Annotated in this window: 15 protein-coding genes; 9 read left to right on the top strand and 6 right to left on the bottom strand. The window is 70.7% G+C overall.

All coding sequences use genetic code 11. The features are described 5' to 3' along the window. Positions 1-73: 73 nt before the first annotated feature. Positions 74-853: a metalloregulator ArsR/SmtB family transcription factor gene (locus ABZX12_RS12785; RefSeq protein ID WP_355692591.1), complete on the top strand. Its 780-nt coding sequence runs from the start codon at positions 74-76 to the stop codon at positions 851-853. Between the two features lie 21 nt (positions 854-874). Continuing rightward, positions 875-2,149 carry a sulfatase-like hydrolase/transferase gene (locus tag ABZX12_RS12780; RefSeq protein WP_355692589.1) on the top strand — a complete coding sequence of 425 codons (1,275 nt, stop codon included), beginning with the start codon at positions 875-877 and terminating at the stop codon, positions 2,147-2,149. A 10-nt stretch (positions 2,150-2,159) separates the two neighbouring features. Here the strand turns inward: ABZX12_RS12780 and ABZX12_RS12775 are convergent, their stop codons facing one another. From ABZX12_RS12775 to ABZX12_RS12765, 3 genes are all read right to left on the bottom strand, one after another. Next, positions 2,160-4,286 (bottom strand): DEAD/DEAH box helicase, encoded by a 2,127-nt coding sequence (locus tag ABZX12_RS12775; protein WP_355692587.1) that lies wholly within the window; start codon positions 4,284-4,286, stop codon positions 2,160-2,162. Positions 4,287-4,359: 73 nt separating this feature from the next. After that, positions 4,360-4,839 carry a redox-sensitive transcriptional activator SoxR gene (soxR, locus tag ABZX12_RS12770; RefSeq protein WP_355692585.1) on the bottom strand — a complete coding sequence of 160 codons (480 nt, stop codon included), beginning with the start codon at positions 4,837-4,839 and terminating at the stop codon, positions 4,360-4,362. Between the two features lie 45 nt (positions 4,840-4,884). Beyond that, positions 4,885-6,159: an MFS transporter gene (locus ABZX12_RS12765; protein WP_355692583.1), complete on the bottom strand. Its 1,275-nt coding sequence runs from the start codon at positions 6,157-6,159 to the stop codon at positions 4,885-4,887. Between the two features lie 70 nt (positions 6,160-6,229). Between ABZX12_RS12765 and ABZX12_RS12760 the strand changes: the two genes are divergently transcribed. Continuing rightward, a complete protein-coding gene (locus tag ABZX12_RS12760; RefSeq protein ID WP_355692581.1) occupies positions 6,230-7,210 on the top strand; it encodes a helix-turn-helix domain-containing protein in 981 nt (326 codons plus the stop codon). On the opposite strand, the gene ABZX12_RS12755 is transcribed toward ABZX12_RS12760, so the two are convergent. After that, the gene (locus ABZX12_RS12755) at positions 7,207-8,331 is read right to left on the bottom strand and encodes a Xaa-Pro peptidase family protein (protein WP_355692580.1); all 1,125 of its coding nucleotides are present in this window, start codon (positions 8,329-8,331) and stop codon (positions 7,207-7,209) included. The two genes, ABZX12_RS12760 and ABZX12_RS12755, sit on opposite strands and share 4 nt — an antisense overlap. A 45-nt stretch (positions 8,332-8,376) precedes the next feature. Between ABZX12_RS12755 and ABZX12_RS12750 the strand changes: the two genes are divergently transcribed. Genes ABZX12_RS12750 through ABZX12_RS12740 form a run of 3 tightly spaced genes read left to right on the top strand, consistent with a single transcriptional unit; the run spans position 8,377 to position 11,711 of the window. After that, positions 8,377-9,159 (top strand): alpha/beta hydrolase, encoded by a 783-nt coding sequence (locus ABZX12_RS12750; RefSeq protein ID WP_355692578.1) that lies wholly within the window; start codon positions 8,377-8,379, stop codon positions 9,157-9,159. A 51-nt stretch (positions 9,160-9,210) separates the two neighbouring features. After that, positions 9,211-10,089, top strand: coding sequence for an SDR family NAD(P)-dependent oxidoreductase (locus ABZX12_RS12745; RefSeq protein ID WP_355692576.1), 879 nt, complete (start codon positions 9,211-9,213; stop codon positions 10,087-10,089). Continuing rightward, positions 10,086-11,711 carry an AMP-binding protein gene (locus tag ABZX12_RS12740; protein ID WP_355692574.1) on the top strand — a complete coding sequence of 542 codons (1,626 nt, stop codon included), beginning with the start codon at positions 10,086-10,088 and terminating at the stop codon, positions 11,709-11,711. Before ABZX12_RS12745 ends, ABZX12_RS12740 begins: the two co-directional genes overlap by 4 nt. Here ABZX12_RS12740 and ABZX12_RS12735 read toward each other — a convergent pair. After that, positions 11,698-12,480, bottom strand: a complete 783-nt coding sequence (locus ABZX12_RS12735) for an LLM class flavin-dependent oxidoreductase (RefSeq protein WP_355692572.1) — start codon at positions 12,478-12,480, stop codon at positions 11,698-11,700. The two genes, ABZX12_RS12740 and ABZX12_RS12735, sit on opposite strands and share 14 nt — an antisense overlap. A 150-nt stretch (positions 12,481-12,630) precedes the next feature. On the opposite strand from ABZX12_RS12735, the gene ABZX12_RS12730 reads away from it, so the two are divergent. From ABZX12_RS12730 to hrpA, 3 genes are all read left to right on the top strand, one after another. Beyond that, entirely contained in the window at positions 12,631-13,035 is a 405-nt protein-coding gene (locus tag ABZX12_RS12730) for a universal stress protein (protein WP_355692570.1), read from the top strand. Between the two features lie 62 nt (positions 13,036-13,097). Beyond that, positions 13,098-13,895 carry a TIGR03619 family F420-dependent LLM class oxidoreductase gene (locus tag ABZX12_RS12725; protein ID WP_355692568.1) on the top strand — a complete coding sequence of 266 codons (798 nt, stop codon included), beginning with the start codon at positions 13,098-13,100 and terminating at the stop codon, positions 13,893-13,895. A gap of 267 nt (positions 13,896-14,162) precedes the next feature. Further along, positions 14,163-18,068 (top strand): ATP-dependent RNA helicase HrpA, encoded by a 3,906-nt coding sequence (gene hrpA / locus ABZX12_RS12720; protein ID WP_355692566.1) that lies wholly within the window; start codon positions 14,163-14,165, stop codon positions 18,066-18,068. On the opposite strand, the gene ABZX12_RS12715 is transcribed toward hrpA, so the two are convergent. Continuing rightward, complete coding sequence (locus tag ABZX12_RS12715; RefSeq protein WP_355692564.1) at positions 18,065-18,682, bottom strand: helix-turn-helix domain-containing protein; 618 nt, start codon at positions 18,680-18,682, stop codon at positions 18,065-18,067. The genes hrpA and ABZX12_RS12715 overlap by 4 nt on opposite strands. Positions 18,683-18,740: the final 58 nt, after the last annotated feature.

The raw sequence follows: 18,740 nt of genomic DNA, 5'->3' as shown, positions 1-18,740 counted from the left end.
GGTTGACATGCAGCCATCCGGCTGCCTATGTTGGAAAGGCAGCCGGACGGCTGCATGAAGCGATCGGAGTGCGATGGACGACGAGGTGTTCCGGGCGCTGGCCGACCCGAGCCGGCGCCGCCTGCTCGACCTGCTGAACGCGCGCAACGGGCAGACCCTGCGGGAGCTGTGCGCCGAGCTGGACATGGCGCGGCAGTCCGTCAGCAAGCACCTCGCCGTGCTCGAGAGCGCGAACCTCGTCACCACCGTGTGGCGTGGCCGCGAGAAGTTGCACCACCTCAACGCGGAGCCGATCAACGCGATCGCCGATCGCTGGATCCATCAGTACGACCGTCGGCGGGTGCAGCTGTTCGCCGATCTCAAGACGGCCTTGGAGGACGAGATGAACGACTTCGTGTACACGACCTACATCCGGACCACGCCCGAGCGGCTGTGGCAGGCGCTGACCGACCCGGCGTTCACCGAGCAGTACTGGCAGCTGCATCACGAGACCGACTGGCAGCCCGGCTCCGCGATGGTGTGGCACCAGGGCGACGTCACGATCTCCGGACCGGGGCAGGTGGTGGTCGAGCACTCGCCGTACACGCGGCTGTCCTACACCTGGCACCACATGACGCCCGAATTCGCCGCGAAGTACGAGATCGACCAGGCGACGTACGAGCAGATCAGCCGTGAGCCGTTGTCGACGGCAACCTTCGAGCTGGAGCCGGTCGACGGTCAGGTGAAGCTGACCGTGATCCACAGCGGCTTCGAGCCCGGCAGCACGATCCGGACCATGATCCAGGACGGCTGGCCGGCCCTGCTCGCGGATCTGAAATCCTTGCTGGAGGCGTCCGTCCCAGTCCAGCGGTAGGTCGACCGGTAGGAGTTGCGCGTGCCCCGTCCGAACATCGTGATCATCTACACCGACGATCTGGGCTGGGGCGATCTCGGCTGCTACGGCAGCCCGGACATCCGGACGCCGCACCTCGACGCGCTCGCCGCGCGCGGTGTGCGGATGACGGAGTGGTACTCGAACTCCCCCGTCTGCTCGCCGTCCCGGGCCGCGCTGCTGACCGGCCGGCACCCGGCGCACGCGGGGGTCGAGTCGATCCTCGGCGCCCGGCGGGACACGCCTGGCCTGCCGCCGCAGTCCACGCTGGCGTCGGCGTTGTCGGCGGCGGGGTGGCGCACGGCGGTGTTCGGGAAGTGGCATCTGGGCGTCGAGCCGGGGTCGGCGCCGCTGCGTTTCGGGTTCGACCACCACTTCGGGTTCCGGGCCGGATGCGTCGACTACTACTCGCACATCATGTACTGGGGTGTGCGGAACCCGTTGCACGATCTGTGGTCGGACGATGACGAGGTCTGGCACAACGGTGACTACCTGACCGATCTGATCACGGATCGCGCGGTGGAGTTCATCTCCTCGGTCGAGGATCCGTTCCTGTGTTACGTCGCCTACAACGCGCCGCACTACCCGATGCACGCGCCCGCCGATGCGATGGCGCAGTACGCGCACCTGCCGTGGGACAAGCAGGTGATGGCCGCGATGATCAGCCGGGTGGACGACGGCGTCGGCCGAATCGTCGACGTGCTCGAGCGGAGCGGGCGGCTCGAGGACACGATCATCTTCTTCTCGTCCGACAACGGCCCGTCGGCGGAGGAACGCAACTGGCTCGGCGGCGAGGAGATCGCGTACGCCGGGGGCTCGACCGGCGGGCTGCGCGGCCACAAGGGATCGCTGTTCGAAGGCGGAATCCGGGTGCCCGGGATCTGGTCCTGGCCGTCGACGCTACCTGCGGGAGTCACGTCGGCCGAGCCCGCGATGATGATGGACGTGACACCCACCGTGCTGGCCGCCGCCGGCGTCCCAGCGCCTGCCGACCTCGACGGCATCCAGCTCTTCACCGGCGATGCGCCCGAGCGAACCCTCACCTGGGAGTACGCCGGCCAGCAGGCCGTCCGCCGCGGCCCGTGGAAACTCGTCATCGACCCCGCCGAACACCTGGGCAGCCCGCAAACGCCCGGCACCTACCTCTACAACCTCACCGAAGACCCCACAGAATCCAGGGACCTGTCGACGCAGCACCCCGAGATCCTCGCGGGCCTGGTCGTAGCGAACCGGGCCTGGACCGCGACCCTCGACAGTTGGCGCTCACGCACGACCTAGCGCGCGACGTTCAGGGGCGCTTGTGGATCACGAGTGGAAGGACCGCAGCGGCACCCGCTTCACGGAGTTTCGCCGTGGCCACCGTGACCGGCCATTGCGACGACGTGGAGTCGACCAGCAGAAGGACTGTGCGTGCCGTGACGGCCTGGGCGGTGGCGCCGTCCACGGTGATGCCGTCGCGCCAGACCTTCGCCTCCTCGGCCGATGACAGGTCGTCGGTGTAGCCGGTGCGGTCGATCGTCAACTCCGCCCGCTCCAGCCGGCCGACCCCCGCGACGTGATCGGCGATTGCGGACGTGAGATCGGCGTAGCCACCAGCGGCGAGTGGTACGACGACGTCGGGACGCGCCGACCACGAACCACGCCACCGCGAGAGCGCCGCAACGGCACCGGCCTGGAGCGCCTCGACGGCCTCCGGAACCGGCGAGCCGTTGAAGGCGCCCTGCAACACCTCGCGCCACTCGGGCGCGTCGGCGTACACGACGATGCGGCCCGGCTCGGCGGACAGGCCGGGCGGGATCTTCCCGCGCGCGCCGAACGCGCCTCCCGGCCACATCTTCCGTGGCTCCAGGACGTGCACCTCGCCGCGCAGCGACCGGGTGATCGTCGCGACCGTCTCCGGGTCGGGGCGCGGCACCAGGGGCTCCGGAAGCTGCCCCAGACACACCGAGCACCGCCCGCACGGCTCCGCCGACGGATCGTCCAGCGACTCCTGGAGAAGTTGCATCAGACAACGATCACCGCGGGTGTAGGCCCGCATGATGTCGGCCTCGCGCCGCCGGACGGACACGATCCCGTCGTAGTGCGCCGCGTCGAACGTCCACTCGGCGCCGGTCCGGATCCAGCCCCGCTCGACCCGCTCGACGACCCCGTCGACCGCGAGCTGCTTCAACATCAGCTCGACGCGGGTCCGCCGCAGCCCGGTCTCGGCCTCCAGCGCCGGCGCCGATGCCGGCTGGTCCGGGCCGTAGCCCTCCAGCGCGCGCAGCAGCCGCTGCACGTGCTCCGGGACCGGGATCGTCGCCGTCGCGAAGTAGTCCCACACACCGGAATCCGCAGCGGACGGCAGCAAGGCCACCACGGCGTGGTCGATCCCGCGGCCGGCCCGGCCCACCTGCTGGTAGTACGACACCGGCGACGGCGGCGAACCGACATGCACCACGAATCCGAGGTCGGGCTTGTCGTAGCCCATCCCCAGCGCCGATGTCGCGATCAACGCCTTCAACCGGTTGTCCCGCAGCGCGTCCTCGAGACTCTCCCGCTCCCCCGCCTCCAACTGGCCGGTGTAGGCCGCCACCGGGACATCCCGCCCGTGCACCTCCTGGATCACCGCGGCGAGTCGCTGCGCGTCCGCGACCGTCAACGCATAGACGATGCCCGAGCCCGGAAGCTTCGGCAGCACGTCGACGACCCAGGCGAACCGGTCCAGCGGCGACAGCGCGTCCACCACCGCGAGCTGCAGACTCGAGCGGGCCAGCGGACCGCGCAGCACCAGCGTCGACTCACCGAGCTGCTTCGCGACGTCCTCCGTCACGCGCGAGTTGGCGGTCGCGGTCGTAGCCAGCACCGGGGTCTTCGGGTTCAGCTGCTGCAGCACCTCGGACACCCGGCGATAGTCCGGCCGGAAGTCGTGGCCCCAGTCCGACACGGCGTGTGCCTCGTCGATCACCAGCAGGCCGATCTCCCCGGCCAGGCTGTCCAGCACGCGCCTGCCGAAGCCCGGGTTGGCCAGCCGCTCGGGCGACACGAGCAGCACGTCGACCGCGCCGGAGCGCAGGTCGTGCTCGATGGTGGACCACTCGTCGATGTTGTTCGAGTTCAGCGTCGCGGCGCGCAGCCCGGCGCGACTCGCCGCGGCCACCTGGTCACGCATCAGCGACAGCAACGGTGAGACCACCAGCGTCGGCCCGAACCCCTCGGCCCGGCGGATCGCCGTGGCAGCCCAGTACACAGCGGACTTCCCCCAGCCGGTGGCCTGGACCACGAGCACCCGCGCCGCCGCTTCGCACAGCGCCGCCACGGCGGTCTCCTGATCCGGCCGGAGCCGCGCGTCCTCCCCCGCGATCGCGCGGATCAGGTCGCCCGCGACCTTGGCGCGGTCGTCGGTCAGCGTCAGCATCGAGTCGGTCTCACCCATGCCGACGACCCTAGACGCCCGCACCCCCAGTTCGCTCGCCCGCGGGCCGCGGCCTGTGGAAAACCGCGCCGGGTCAGGCGCACCTGCCCGGATGGCAGGGTTCGCCGGCCGGGCTCATCAGGCGGCGAGGCCCCGGGCCCGCGGACGCGAGGTTGTCGTGCGGGTTGGCCAGGGCGCAGCGGTCCAGGGAGAGGCAGCCGCAGCCGACGCAGTCCTTGAAGTCGTCGCGGAGTTGTTCGAGGTGCACGATGCGCCGGTCGAGCTCGGCCTGCCAGCACTCCGAGATGCGTTCCCAGTCGGCCCGGTTCGGCGTCCGGTTCTCCGGCAGCAGCTTGAGGATCGCGGCGACCTCGGCCAGCGGTACGCCGACCCGCTGGGCGATCCGGACCAGCGCCACGCGGCGCAACGTGTCGCGCTTGTAGCGGCGCTGGTTCCCCGACGTACGGCGGCTGACGATCAGCCCCTGGCGCTCGTAGAAGTGCAGGGCCGAGATCGCGACGCCGCTGCGCCGCGACAGCTGCCCGACCGTCAACTCACCCGGCTCGATGTCCATCGCCGTCCCTCCGACCTCAACTTAGATCGAGGCTAGCGGAACGGATCAGGCAGCGACGAGGCGGCGTCCGATGCTCGCCGACATCAATGCGGCCGCCGCGCAGAGACCGCCGGCCAAGTACCACGCGAGGTTGTAACTGCCCTGCGCGTCCCGGATCGCACCGGCGCCGGTCGCGGCCAGCGCGGCACCGACCTGGTGCGACGCGAACACCCAGCCGAACACGATCGGCCCGTCCTCGCCGAACCACTCGCGGCACAACGCCACGGTCGGCGGCACGGTCGCGACCCAGTCCAGTCCGTAGAAGATGATGAACACCCAGGTACTCGGCGCGGCGGTCGGTCCGAGCAGCGACGGCAGCACCAGCAGCGACAGGCCACGCAGCGAGTAGTACGCGATCAGCAGGTACCGGGGGTCCCATCGATCGGTCAGGTACCCGGAGAAGATCGTCCCGCCCACGTCGAAGACACCGACGAGCGCCAACAGGGACGCGGCCGTCGTCGCGGGCATCCCGTGGTCGTGTGCTGCCGTGACGAAATGGGTCCCGACCAGACCGTTCGTCGAGGCACCGCAGATCGCGAAGCCGCCGGCCAGCATCCAGAACGCCGGCCGCCGCGCAGCCGTCCGGAGTGCGTTGAGCGCCCGGACCGCGCTGCTGCCGGTCGTTTCCACACGCTGCCCAGCAGCACTACCCTCCGGAGCGCCGTACGCACGCAGTCCGACGTCGCTCGGGTAGTCCCGCAGGAACAACAGCACCAGCGGTACGACGGCCAGCGCCGCTCCGGCTGCGACGAGTGCGGGCACCCGCCAGCCGTAGTTCGATGCCAGCGAGGCGATGAGGGGCAGGAAGATCAGCTGACCGGTCGCGCCGGCCGCGGTCAGGATCCCGGTCACCAGGCCGCGACGCCGTACGAACCAGCGCCCGGTGATCGTCGCGACGAAGGTCATCGACATCGACCCGGTGCCGACACCGACCAGCAGGCCCCAGCAGAGCAGCAGCTGCCACGACTCGGTCATGAAGACCGTCAAGCCACTGCCCAGGGCGATCAGCACCAGTGCGCCGCTGACCACCTTCCGCAGCCCGAGCCGGTCCATCAGCGCCGCCGCGAACGGTGAGATCCCACCGAACAGCAGCAGGTTGATCGACACCGCCGCGGAGATCGTCGCGTGCGACCACCCGAACTCCTCGTGGAGCGGGTCCAGCAGCACACTCGGCACCGACCGGAACCCGGCCGCACCGATCAGCGTCACGAACCCGACCACAGCGACCGCCCAGGCCAGGTGCACCCGGGGCGTCCTTCGCGTCTCCAGAATTTGCGTCACCGGACAACTGTGCCGGTTCGACCGTCATCGAACTAGTGGCCAGACAGACAACATGTGTCAAGATATGGCCATGAGTCGTCACCTGGCCGCCGTCGGGCCGCACGTGGTCGCAGTGCTCGCGCTCGAGCCCGTGGTCGGGTTCGACCTGACCATCCCGCCGACCGTCCTCGGCGCCGCCACCAAGGCCGACGGCACCCAGCTGTACGACGTGCGCATCTGCGGACTCGGCGGACCTGTCCGCGCGGGCGCCGGGTTCAGCCTGGTGCCGGACCACGGACCCGAGGCACTCGCAGCCGCCGACACCGTGATCGTGCCCGGAACCTACATCGCGCAGCCGCGGTACGAGGGCACGCTGCCCGACGACCTTGCCGCCGCGCTCGCAACCATCCGGCCGGGGACGCGGATCGCCTCGATCTGCACCGGCGCGTTCGTCCTCGGCGCGGCCGGCTACCTCGACGGACGTCCCGCGACGACGCACTGGCGGCGGGCCGAGCTGTTCCGCAGCATCTACCCGCAGGTGCAGCTCGACGAGGACAGGCTGTTCATCGACGACGGCGACGTCCTCACCTCGGCCGGCCTGGCCGCGGGCGTCGACCTGTGTCTGCACCTGATCCGCCGTGACTTCGGCAGCGAGGTCGCCAACCGGGCCGCCCGGCACTGCGTCGTACCGCCGTGGCGTGACGGCGGGCAGTCGCAGTTCATCGAACGGGCCGTCCCCGAGGAAGGCAGTGAAGGTACGTCGCCGACGCGCGCCTGGGCGCTCGGGCGGCTCGGTGAGGACATCAGCCTCGCGGCGATGGCGGAGCACGCACGGATGAGCGTGCGCACCTTCAGCCGTCGCTTCAAGGCCGAAACCGGGCAGTCGCCGGGCACGTGGCTGCTGCAGCAGCGCGTGCGGCACGCGTGCCAGCTGCTGGAGACCACGGACCTGTCGGTCGACCGCATCGCCGAGGAGGCCGGCCTCGGTACGGCGGCCTCCCTGCGACACCACCTGCGCTCCGAGCTGGGCGTCTCCCCGCTCGCCTACCGCAAGACGTTCCGGGCCGGTTAGGTCAGAACCACCAGGTCGTGCGGCTGGTTGTTCATCGACTCGGCGCCGTCCGCGGTCACCACGACGATGTCCTCGATCCGCGCGCCCCAGCGACCCTCCTGGTAGATGCCCGGCTCGACACTGAAGGCCATGCCTTCCTCCAGCGGCAGGTCGTTGCCGGCGACGATGTACGGCTCCTCGTGCACGTCCAGGCCGATGCCGTGGCCGGTCCGGTGGATGAAGTGGTCACCGAACCCCGCGGCCGCGATGACGTCCCGCGCGGCCGCGTCCACGGACTCCGCGGTCACGCCCGGCCGAACCGCGTCCACCGCCGCCTGCTGCGCCTCCCGCAGGACGGCGTACGTCGCGGCGACGTCGGCGTCCCGCGGCGTGCCGACGGCGTATGTGCGGGTGGAGTCGGAGTTGTAGCCCTCGGCAACCGGGCCGCCGATGTCGACGACCACCACGTCGCCCGCCTCGATCACCCGGTCGGACAGCGCGTGGTGCGGGCTCGCGCCGTTCGGGCCGCTGCCGACGATCACGAAGTCGGCTTCGGTGTGGCCCTCCGCGACGATCGCGGCCGCGATGTCGGCGCCGACCTCGGCCTCGGTCCGGCCGGGACGCAGCCACTCGCCGACCCGCGCGTGCACGCGGTCGATCGCCGCGCCGGCCTTCCGCAGCGCGTCGATCTCGGCGGCGTCCTTGCGCATCCGCAGCTCACGGACGATCGGCCCGGCGAGCATCTGGTCGGCCTTCGGCAGCGCATCGCGGATCCCGAGCACGTGCAGCGCCGGCGTGAAGTCGCTGATCGCGACCCGGTCGGCACCGCTCAGGCGCTCCGCGGCCAGGCCGTACGGGTCGACGCCGTCCACCCACGTGACGATGTCGACCCCGAGGTCCGCGATCCCCTCGAACGCCGGGGCCTCGAGCTTCGGTACGACGAGTGCCGGGGCGCCGTCGGCCGGGATCACCAGGGCGGTCAGGCGCTCGAACGAGCCGCCGGGCTGACCGATCAGGTAGCGCAGGTCCGAGCCCGGCGCGATCACCAGACCGGCGCCGGCCGCGGCCTCGCGGGCGCGGTCCAGGCGGGCACGGAGGACATCGGCATCCGGGACGTAAGGGAGTGCTGAGCGACGGGCCATGGTGTGACTCTAGAACTGTCGGCGCGGGTTGCTACAACTTCCCCCATGACCCTGCACCATGTCTCCGTCGGCGACGGCGTCCCCGTCCTCGCCCTGCACGGCTGGACTCCGGACCACCGTCTGATGACCGGCTGCCTGGAGCCGATCTTCTCCCAGCTCACCGGCTACCGCCGGCTCTACCCGGACCTGCCCGGCATGGGGCAGTCCCCCGCCGGTGACATCGACAGCTCGGACGGCATCATGGCGGCCGTCCGCGCGTTCGTCGACGAGCAGATCGGCGACGAGCCGTTCCTGCTGATCGGCGAGTCGTACGGCGGCTATCTCGCCCGCGGCCTGGTCGCCGAGCGGCCCGGGCAGATCCTCGGCCTCGGCCTGATCTGCCCGGTCGGCACGCTCTGGCACAAGGATCGCGTGCTGCCCGAGCACGCCGTGCTACGGACCGAGCCCGGCGTGCTCGAATCGCTCATCGAGGGCGAGGACTTCACCGATCTGGCCGTCGTGCAGTCGGCGGCCGCCCTGGCGGCGTACCGTTCGGACGTCGCGCCCGGGCTCGCGGTCGCCGACACGGCCGCGCTCGAGCGGATCCAGAAGAACTGGGCGCTGACCACGGCCCCCGAGAGCGGCCCGCCGTACGACGGACCGTCCCTCGTGATGTGCGGCCGGCAGGACGCCGTGACCGGCTACGAGGACCTGTGGGCCCTGCTCCCCCACTACCCGCGCGCCACGTATGCCGTGCTCGACGTCGCCGGTCACAACCTCCAGATCGAGCAGCCCGCACTGTTCGGAGCCTTGGTCAGCGAATGGCTCCAGCGCATTCAGCTGGTCTGAGGCAGAATCACCCTCTGCCATTGGAGGCTACCAGCGGGTAATGTCGGGGGCATGGTGACTGGGAAGCGTCCGATCGGCTGGCCGTTGCTCGTTGCGCTGACCAACGGGCGGACCAAGGTCTCCGACGAACGGCTCGTCGCGGCGGTCCGGGACAAGATCGTTCTGGTGACCGGCTCGTCGTACGGGATCGGCGAGGCGACCGCGCGCCGGCTGGCTGCGGCCGGCGCAACGGTGCTGCTCGTGGCCCGAACGGCGGACCAGTTGCAGATCGTGGCCGACGACATCCGGTCGCGCGGCGGCACGGCGTACGTCTACCCGGCCAACCTCGCTGACCCGGCCGCGGTCGAGGAACTCGTCCGGACCATGCTCGCCGAGCACGGGCGGGTCGACGTCCTCGTGAACAACGCCGGCAAGTCCATCCGGCGCTCGATCGCGGACACGTACCAGCGGTTCCACGACATCGAGCGGACGAACGCGGTCAACTACCTCGGTCCGGCGAAGCTCGTGCTCGAGCTGCTGCCGTCGATGCGGAAGCACCGGTCGGGTCACATCGTGAACGTGTCGACGGCCGGCGTCCGGACGCCGCCGATGGCGCGCTGGTCGGCGTACCTGGCGTCGAAGAGCGCGTTCGACGTCTGGCTGCGGTGCGTGGCGCAGGAGGTCCGCGGCGACGGTGTGACGACGTCGACCGTGTACATGGGGTTGGTGCACACGCGGATGAGCGAGCCGACGCCGCTGCTCAACAAGTTGCCGGGGCTGACGCCCGAGCAGGCCGCCGATCAGGTGTGTACGGCGGTGGCGGAGCGGCCGCACAACATCACGCCGCCGTTCGTCCGCCCGGCCGATGCCCTCGGCAACCTGCTGCGCGTGCCGACGGACCGGCTGCTCGAGCAGTACTTCCGGCGGACGGGAGGCGGGAAGAAGCGATGAGGACGATCCGCCCGATCCCGCCGCTGCGGCCGCCGGGCTGGCTGATGCAAGGTGCGGCCGAGGTCGGCGAGTTGTCGGTCGCTCTGGTCAGATCCGGGGTCTGGCGCTCGGCCGGGCCCGCGCAGCTCGTGCGGATCGAGCGTGCGCTGCGGACCTGGGGTCAGTCGATGGCGGCGCTCGGCGTGATCGCCGCGATCCGCTACCCGGACCGCGCGGCGGTGATCACCGGCGACGACGAGATCACCTACGCCGAACTGGACCGGCGCTGCGAGCGGATCGCGGCCGGGATGCACGCGCAGTACGGGATCGGCGCCGGCGGCAAGGTCGCGGTCCTGTGCCGCAACCACCGAGGCTTCCTCGAAGCGACCCTCGCCGCGTCACGGCTGGGCGCGGACGTCCTGTTCGTCAACACCGAGTTCGCCCCACCCCAGTTGGCGGCAGTCCTCGAACGCCATCGCCCGGACCTGCTCGTCCACGACGAGGAGTTCAGCCCACCCCCGCACCTCCCGGCGATCCTCTCCGGCCACGGCGGCGGTGTTCCTGGACTGGACGAGCTGGCCGAGAGCGCGGCGCCGGCGGCGCCAGCGCCGGCGAGCGCCGGGCACATCACGATCCTCACCTCGGGGACGACCGGGACGCCGAAGGCGGCGCCGCGGGTGCCGACCGCGATGGGGCTGGCGGGATTGACCGGTAGCGCGTTGAGCCGGTTCGGGTTGCGGGCGGGCGAGCCGATGGTGGTGTGTCCGCCGCTGTTCCACGGGCTCGGGCTGCTGACCTCGATGCTCGCTCTCTTCCTGGGGTCACCGCTCGTACTCCGACCGCGGTTCGACGCAGCGACCTTGCTGGCGGATGTGGAGGCGACGCGGGCGGGTTCGGTGGCGGCGGTGCCGGTGATGCTGCGCCGGCTGCTCGAGCTCGGGCCGGCCGCGATCGCGGAGTACGACCTGCGCTCGCTGCGGGCCGTGATCTCCGGCGCGTCCCAGCTCGGCGCGCCACTGGCCGAGCGGTTCATCGAACGCTTCGGACCGGTGCTCTGCGACGCGTACGGGTCGAGTGAGGTCGGCATCGCCACCATCGCGACCTCCGCCGATCTGCTCGCCGCTCCCGGCACTGTCGGGCGCCCTTGCCTCGGGAGCACGCTCCGGATCCTCGACGACCAGGACCGCCCGGTGCCGGCCGGGACGACCGGACGGATCTTCGCGGGCGGCGGCCTGGTGTTCGGCGGGTACTCCGACGGCTCCTCCAAGACTGTCGTCGACGGCCGGATGAGCACCGGCGACCTCGGTCACCTGGACGAGGCCGGACGGCTGTTCGTCGACGGCCGCGAGGACGACATGATCGTCTCCGGCGGCGAGAACGTGTACCCGGTCGAGGTCGAGCAAAGCCTCGCCGCGCATCCCGCGGTCGCCGAGGCGGTCGTCACCGGCGTCCCCGACGACGAGTTCGGCCAGCGCCTGGTCGCGTACGTCGTCCTGCGCGAACCGGCCACCGAGGACGACCTGCTGACCCACGTGAAGGCGAATCTCGCGCGCTACAAGGCTCCACGCCAGATCGTCGTCCTCGACGAGTTCCCGCGGAACGCGACCGGCAAGGTCCTGCGCAACAAGCTCACCCCGCCGTGAACAGGTCGCGGAACCGCGTCATCCGTTCGAGCGCGGTCCGCTCGTCGCCGAAGGACACCGCCAGCGTCTCGGCGCCCGCATCTACGAGCTCCTGCGCCGCCGCGACGACCGGCCCCGGATCGCCGGCGGACCAGTCGAGCCGGGTGCCGACCTTGATCGGCCGGTCGCCGTACGACCGCAGCCGCGCGACCGCCGCCGCGAACCCGGCGCCGTCCAGGCCGAGGCCCTGCCATTCGTCGCCGTACCGCGCCGCCCGGCGCAGCGCCGGCTCCGTCGTACCGCCGATCATCAGCGGCAGCGGCGCCCGGAGCCGAGGCTCGAACACCCCGCCCCGATCGCGGCCCTCGAACAGGTCACGCAAGATCCCGAGCGACTCGTTCGTCCGCCGTCCACGCTCCTCGAAGACCGCACCGACCGCCGCGAACTCCTCCTTGGCCCACCCGGCGCCGAGCCCCAGAACAAGGCGTTCGCCGGACAGCCGGTGCAGCGTCGCGGCCTGCTTCGCGACCACGTAAGGGCTGCGCAACGGCAGCACGAGCACCGAGGTGCCGAAGCGGATCCGGGTCGTGCGTGCCGCCAGGTACCCGATCGTGACGAGCGGCTCGTACACACCGCCGTACGTCGAACCGAACTCACCCGGTGGAAGCAGGTGATCGGGCAACCACGCCGTACCGAAGCCGAGGTCCTCCGCCGCGATCGCCAGCTCGACCAGTCGGTCCGGCGGCATCGTCGCCGACTCGTCCGGGAGGACAACCTGCAACTCGACCATGCGCTCGACCCTAACCGGTCAAAGGAGCGGCGGACGCCCAGCACTCATCAACCAGGGCTGCGGACGGTTTCGCGGCCGGGCCGAGCGTGAACTGCGCGGAGTCTGCTCGGTTGGTCAGTGGTGCAGGTCCGCCCGTGGGAGAGTGGGGCCGTGAAGATTCTCGTCGGATACGTACCAACGCCCGAGGGTGAGGCTGCGCTCGCCGCGGCGGCCCACGAGGCCGAGCTGCGCGGGGCCTCGATCCTGCTGCTGAACACCAGCCGCGGCGACGCCTACATCGACGCCCGCTACGCCAACGCCGACGAGTTGGCGGCCGCCGAGGCCAAGCTGCGCGAACACGGCGTCGAGGTCACCATCCAGCAGGCGGTCTCCGAGGGCGACGTCGCCGGCGCGCTGCTGAAGGCGGCCGCCGCCGAGGACGTCGCCCTGATCGTCCTCGGCCTGCGCCGCCGCAGCCCCGTCGGCAAACTCATCCTCGGCAGCACCGCCCAGCGCGTCCTCCTGGAGTCTCCCGTCCCGGTCCTCGCCGTCAAGGTCCCGTCCCCGCACGACTGACCGCAAGAACCCACCGTCGGTTCCGACTACGGGGTAGATCTCCGAAGCGGAAGGAACTGTCGATGGTGTATCCCGAGGTTGGCGTCGGTCTCCCGGTGGTCGGGTTGCGTGGGCCCGACGCGGTAGCGGCGATCGCAAAGGCAGCGGACGACCTGGGTTTCGCGGCGGTCTCGGTGTTCGAGCGCCTGCTCGTCCCGGCCGCGCCCGATTGGGTCAACCACGCCGGGCTGCCGGGAGAGGCCGCGTACGACGCACTCGACACGCTGGCGTACGTCGCGGCGCACACCAGGCAGGTCCGGCTGCACACGGCGATCCTCGTACCGCTCTTCCAGCAGCCGGTGGTGCTGGCCCGCCGCGTGGCGACGATCGACCAACTGTCCGGCGGCCGGATGGATCTGGGGATCGCGCTCGGGTGGTTACCGGAGGAGTTCGTCGCGACCGGCGTACCAGCGCGCGGCCGGGTGGCGGCGTTCGAGGAGTCGATCGCCGTGCTCCGCGCGTGCTGGGGACCCGATCCGGTCGAACACACGGGAGCGCGCTACACGGTGCCGATGGCGATCGTCGGGCCGAAGCCCGTCGGGCCGCTCACCTTGTACGGCGGCGGCGTCACGCGGCAGGCGGTCGAACGCGCGGCGCGGCTCGCGGACGGGCTGACGCTCGCGCACCGCGACTGGGACTCCACCCGGGCCGCTGTCGGCTGGTACCACGAGGCCGGTGGCGGCGGGCCGATCGTCCTCCGCGCCGGACCGATGCGGCCGCACCCGATGCTCGAAGGCCCGCCCGGTTTCACGCCAGAGACCATCCTCGACGACCTCCGTCGCTCCGCCGACGAGGGCATCGGCCGGGTGGATTGGACCTGAACCTCGTCGGCACCCCGATCACCGAGCAGATCGCCGTCCTGACGACCCTGGCCCGGCGCCTGCGGTAATCCGGGTGAGGCGCTGGGGTGGGCCGCCTAAACTGGACGGGTTATGCCTGATGCCCGGACCGAGTCCCCGAGTCCATCCCCAGCACCCTCCCAGGACCCGCGCCGGCGCCGCCGCCGCGGCGGGAAGGGTAGGCGCCCAGCCGCCACCGAACCAGTACCCGATCCCGCATCCGTCGACGGAGCGCTCAACCTCGGTGAGGTGGCGGCACGGCTCGAGGAGCTCACGGCGTACGACCGGGATCAGCTCGGGCGGCGGTTGGAGCGGGTTCGGCGGACGTCGGACCCGAAGAAGCGGGCCGCGGAGTTGCGGGGTGTGGTCGGCGCGGTCGAGCAGGCCGAGCGGCGGGTCGAGGTGCGGCGCAACGCCGTACCCGAGATCACCTACCCCGAAGAGCTGCCGGTCAGCCAGCTGAAGGACGAGATCGCGACCGCGATCCGGGACCACCAGGTGGTCGTCGTCGCGGGTGAGACCGGCTCCGGGAAGACGACCCAGATCCCGAAGATCTGTCTCGAGCTCGGCCGCGGCGTGCACGGAATGATCGGGCACACCCAGCCCCGCCGGCTCGCGGCCCGCACGGTCGCCGAGCGGATCGCGGAGGAGCTCGGCACCGAGCTCGGTGAGACGATCGGGTTCGCCGTCCGCTTCACCGACAAGGTCAGCGAGCGCTCGCTGGTGAAGCTGATGACCGACGGCATCCTGCTCAACGAGCTGCAGCGCGACCGCGATCTCACCCGGTACGACACGCTGATCATCGACGAGGCGCACGAGCGCAGCCTGAACATCGACTTCATCCTCGGCTACCTCAAACGGCTGCTCCCCCGCCGCCCGGACCTGAAGGTGATCATCACCTCGGCGACCATCGACCCGGAGCGGTTCGCCGAGCACTTCGCGGCCGCCGACGGCACCCCGGCGCCGATCGTCGAGGTGTCCGGCCGGACCTACCCGGTCGAGGTGCGGTACCGCCCGGTCAACGACCCCGAGGACCCGAGCACGATCGACCGCGACCAGACGCAGGCGATCCTGGACGCCGTCGACGAGCTCGGGTCCGAGGCGGACGGCGACATCCTGGTGTTCCTGTCCGGCGAGCGCGAGATCCGCGACACCGCCGACGCGCTGAGCGACAAGTTCCGCGGCGACCGCCGGACGACCGAGGTCCTCCCGCTCTACGCCCGGCTCTCGAACGCCGAGCAGCACCGCGTCTTCCAGCCGCACGCCAACCGCCGGATCGTGCTCGCCACGAACGTCGCCGAGACGTCGCTGACCGTCCCCGGCATCAAGTACGTGATCGACCCGGGTACGGCGCGGATCTCGCGCTACAGCCACCGCACCAAGGTCCAGCACCTGCCCATCGAGCCGGTCTCGCAGGCGAGCGCCAACCAGCGCAAGGGCCGCAGCGGCCGGACCAGCGACGGCATCTGCATCCGGTTGTACTCCGAGGAGGACTTCGAGAACCGCCCGGAGTTCACCGATCCGGAGATCCTCCGCACGAACCTGGCGAGCGTCATCCTGCAGATGACCGCGATCGGGCTCGGCGACATCGCCGCGTTCCCGTTCATCGACGAGCCCGACAAGCGCAGCATCACCGACGGCCTGCAACTGCTCACCGAGCTCGGCGCGATCGACACGCCGAAGGGCGGCCGGCTGACCCCGATCGGGCGGCAGCTCGCGCAGATCCCGCTGGACCCGCGGCTGGCCCGGATGATCGTCGAGGCCGACAAGCACGCCTGTGCCCGCGAGGTGATGGTGATCGCCGCCGCGCTGTCGATCCAGGACCCGCGGGAGCGCCCGACGGACCCTGCAAGCTCAGCGGCGCAGGCGCAGCAGGCGCACGCCCGGTTCCGCGACCCGAACAGCGACTTCCTCGGGTATCTGAACCTCTGGAGCTACCTGAAGAAGCAGCAGAAGGAGTTGTCCGGCAACCAGTTCCGCCGGATGTGCCGCAGCGAGTACCTGAACTATCTGCGGGTCCGCGAATGGCAGGACATCTTCGCGCAGCTCCGCCAGGTCGCCTCCCAGATCGGCGTCCAGCTGAACAGCGGCGAGCCGGCCGACCCGCAGAGCGTGCACATCGCGCTGATGTCCGGCCTGCTCAGCCACCTCGGCATGAAGGATCCGGCGAACCAGCACCAGTACCTGGGCGCGCGCGGCACGAAGTTCGCGATCTTCCCCGGCTCCGGGCTGTTCAAGAAGCCGCCGCAGTTCGTGATGGCCGCCGAGCTGGTCGAGACGTCGAAGCTGTGGGCACGGGTGAACGCGAAGATCGAGCCCGAGTGGGCCGAGGACCTCGCCCCGCACCTGATCAAGCGGTCGTACTCCGAGCCGCACTGGGAACGCAAGGCCGGCGCCGTCATGGCCTACGAGAAGGTCACGCTGTACGGCGTGCCGATCGTCGCCCGGCGCAAGGTGAACTACGGCAAGGTCGACCCGGAGGTGTCGCGGGAGCTGTTCATCCGGCACGCGCTGGTCGAGGGCGACTGGGACACCCACCACAAGTTCTTCCACGAGAACCGCAAGCTGATCGAGGAGGTCGAGGAGCTCGAGGAGCGCACCCGGCGGCGCGACCTGCTGGTCGACGACGAGACGCTGTTCGCGTTCTACGACGAGCGGATCGGCGCCGAGGTGGTCACCGGGCGGCATTTCGACACCTGGTGGAAGACCGCTCGACAGCGTGACCACGACCTGCTCGACTTCGAGCGTTCCCTGGTCGTCCGCGAGGGCGCGGAGGTGCGCGAGGAGGAGTTCCCGCTGCACTGGACCCAGCACGGGATGACCTTCGACCTGACGTACGCGTTCGAGCCGGGCACGGACGCGGACGGCGTCACCGTGCACATCCCGCTGCTGGTCCTGAACCAGGTGACCGCGGACGGCTTCGAGTGGAGCGTGCCCGGGTTCCGCGAGGAACTCGTGACCACGCTGATCAAGTCGCTCCCGAAAGCGGTCCGGCGCAACATCGTGCCGGCGCCGGATCACGCCCGGCAGATCCTCCCCGAGCTCGACCCGGCGTCCGGGCCCCTGACCGACGCGATGGCCCGCGCGCTGCGGGACCTGCGCGGCGTGGTGATCGAGCCCGAGGACTGGGACTGGAGCCGGGTGCCCGAGCATCTGCGGATGACGTTCCGGGTCGAGGACGACCAGCGCAAGACGGTGGCCGAGGGCAAGGACCTCGCGAAGCTGAAGGAGAAGCTGAAGCCGAAGACGAAGGCCGCGATCTCGCAGGTCGCGTCGAAGGCGGTCAGCGGGCTGGAGAAGTCGGGGCTGACCGACTGGACGTTCGGCGATCTCCCCCGGAGCTTCTCCGAGCACCGCAACGGGCTGACCGTGGCGGGGTATCCGGCACTCGTCGACGAGGGAAAGAGCGTCGCGATCCGGCTGCAGGAAACCGAGCGCGACCAGGCCGCCGCGATGTGGGCGGGGACGCGCCGGCTCCTGCTGCTGACCATGCCGTCGGTGATCGACGTCGTACAGCGTCAGCTGAGCAACCAGCAGAAGATGACGTTGATGGCCGGCCCGCATCGCAACGTGGGCGAGTTGCTCGACGACGCGATCGCCGCCGCGGTGGATCAGTTGATGGCCGCGGCGGGCGGTCCGGCGTGGAACCTGACCGCGTTCTCGATCCTGCGGGACGCGGTCCGGTCCGAGCTCGCGGACACCGTGCTGACGATCCTGCAGCAGGTCGAGCAGGTGCTCGCCCACGCCCGGACCGTGGACAAGCAGATCTCGCGGGCGTCCAGTCCGGCGTTGCTGGCCGCGCTGTCCGACGTACGGGGTCAGCTCGAAGGTCTCGTCCACCCCGGCTTCATCACGGAGACCGGCGCGCAGCGGCTGCCGGACCTGGTCCGGTATCTGCGCGGCATGGAGCAGCGGCTGGACAAGCTCGGCGCCAACGCGGCGCGCGACCGTTCCGGTATGGCGGTCGTCGACATGCTCACCGACGAGTACCGCAAGAAGCTTCGAGCGGTGCCGACGGGCAAGTATCCCAGCCCGGGACTCCTCGAGGTCCGGTGGATGCTCGAGGAACTCCGCATCAGCCTGTTCGCCCAGACGCTCGGCACGCCGTATCCGGTCTCCGAGAAGCGCATCCGGAAGGCACTCTCCGAGAGTTAGCTCCTCAGGATCGCGGACGCGACCCGTTCGGTGAGCCAGCGGGTCGTGCGTTCGGCACCCCAGCCGAACTCGTCCGCGGCGAGCGCGAACTGCGCGTACCGGAAGTGGAAGAAGATGATCTGCACGCCCTCCTCCACCGTGATTCCGTCGGCCAGGCCGCCGACGTCCCGCATACCCGTGACGATCTCCCGGAGAGCATTCTGCTGACGCTCGTCGGCGACCTTCAGAAACGCCTCCGCCGCGGGCGCACAGGCCGCGGCCCGGGTCACGATCTGGATGATGTCGCCCGACTCCGCATAGATCGCGACGTACCCCTTGGCCAGCGCATCCAGCTTGGCGCGGGCCGACTCGGCGGCGGCGCACTCGGCGATGATGCTCTGCACCAGGCTGCTGGTGGTCCACTTGTCCATCAGCGCCTGGAGCAGCCCCTCCTTGCCGCCGCACTGCGCATACACCGTCGCCGGTGAGACCCGGGCATCACGGGCGATGCTTTCGACGGTGGTCTGCGCGTACCCGTACCGGCCGAACAACTTCCGTGCCGAGCGCACCACCTCGTGACGGGTCATCTCCGCGTAGATGTGGCGCCGGCTCCGGGACTGTTCCTGGTCTGGCACCCGACACCCACCTTCGATCTGCGACGACCGCACCGGGGCGGGCGGCTCCGCAGCGAAT

Source organism: Kribbella sp. NPDC003505, from assembly GCF_040610875.1.
In the GTDB taxonomy this organism is placed as follows: Bacteria; Actinomycetota; Actinomycetes; order Propionibacteriales; family Kribbellaceae; genus Kribbella.
This window is presented reverse-complemented; position numbering and strand designations above follow the sequence as displayed.

Coding starts and splice junctions, on each gene's coding strand:
- soxR (WP_355692585.1), bottom strand. CDS start 4,839: ATGGACATCGAGCCGGGTGAGTTGACGGTCGGGCAGCTGTCGCGGCGC.
- ABZX12_RS12740 (WP_355692574.1), top strand. CDS start 10,086: ATGAGGACGATCCGCCCGATCCCGCCGCTGCGGCCGCCGGGCTGGCTG.
- ABZX12_RS12745 (WP_355692576.1), top strand. CDS start 9,211: ATGGTGACTGGGAAGCGTCCGATCGGCTGGCCGTTGCTCGTTGCGCTG.
- ABZX12_RS12725 (WP_355692568.1), top strand. CDS start 13,098: ATGGTGTATCCCGAGGTTGGCGTCGGTCTCCCGGTGGTCGGGTTGCGT.
- ABZX12_RS12735 (WP_355692572.1), bottom strand. CDS start 12,480: ATGGTCGAGTTGCAGGTTGTCCTCCCGGACGAGTCGGCGACGATGCCG.
- ABZX12_RS12775 (WP_355692587.1), bottom strand. CDS start 4,286: ATGGGTGAGACCGACTCGATGCTGACGCTGACCGACGACCGCGCCAAG.
- ABZX12_RS12785 (WP_355692591.1), top strand. CDS start 74: ATGGACGACGAGGTGTTCCGGGCGCTGGCCGACCCGAGCCGGCGCCGC.
- ABZX12_RS12755 (WP_355692580.1), bottom strand. CDS start 8,331: ATGGCCCGTCGCTCAGCACTCCCTTACGTCCCGGATGCCGATGTCCTC.
- ABZX12_RS12750 (WP_355692578.1), top strand. CDS start 8,377: ATGACCCTGCACCATGTCTCCGTCGGCGACGGCGTCCCCGTCCTCGCC.
- ABZX12_RS12760 (WP_355692581.1), top strand. CDS start 6,230: ATGAGTCGTCACCTGGCCGCCGTCGGGCCGCACGTGGTCGCAGTGCTC.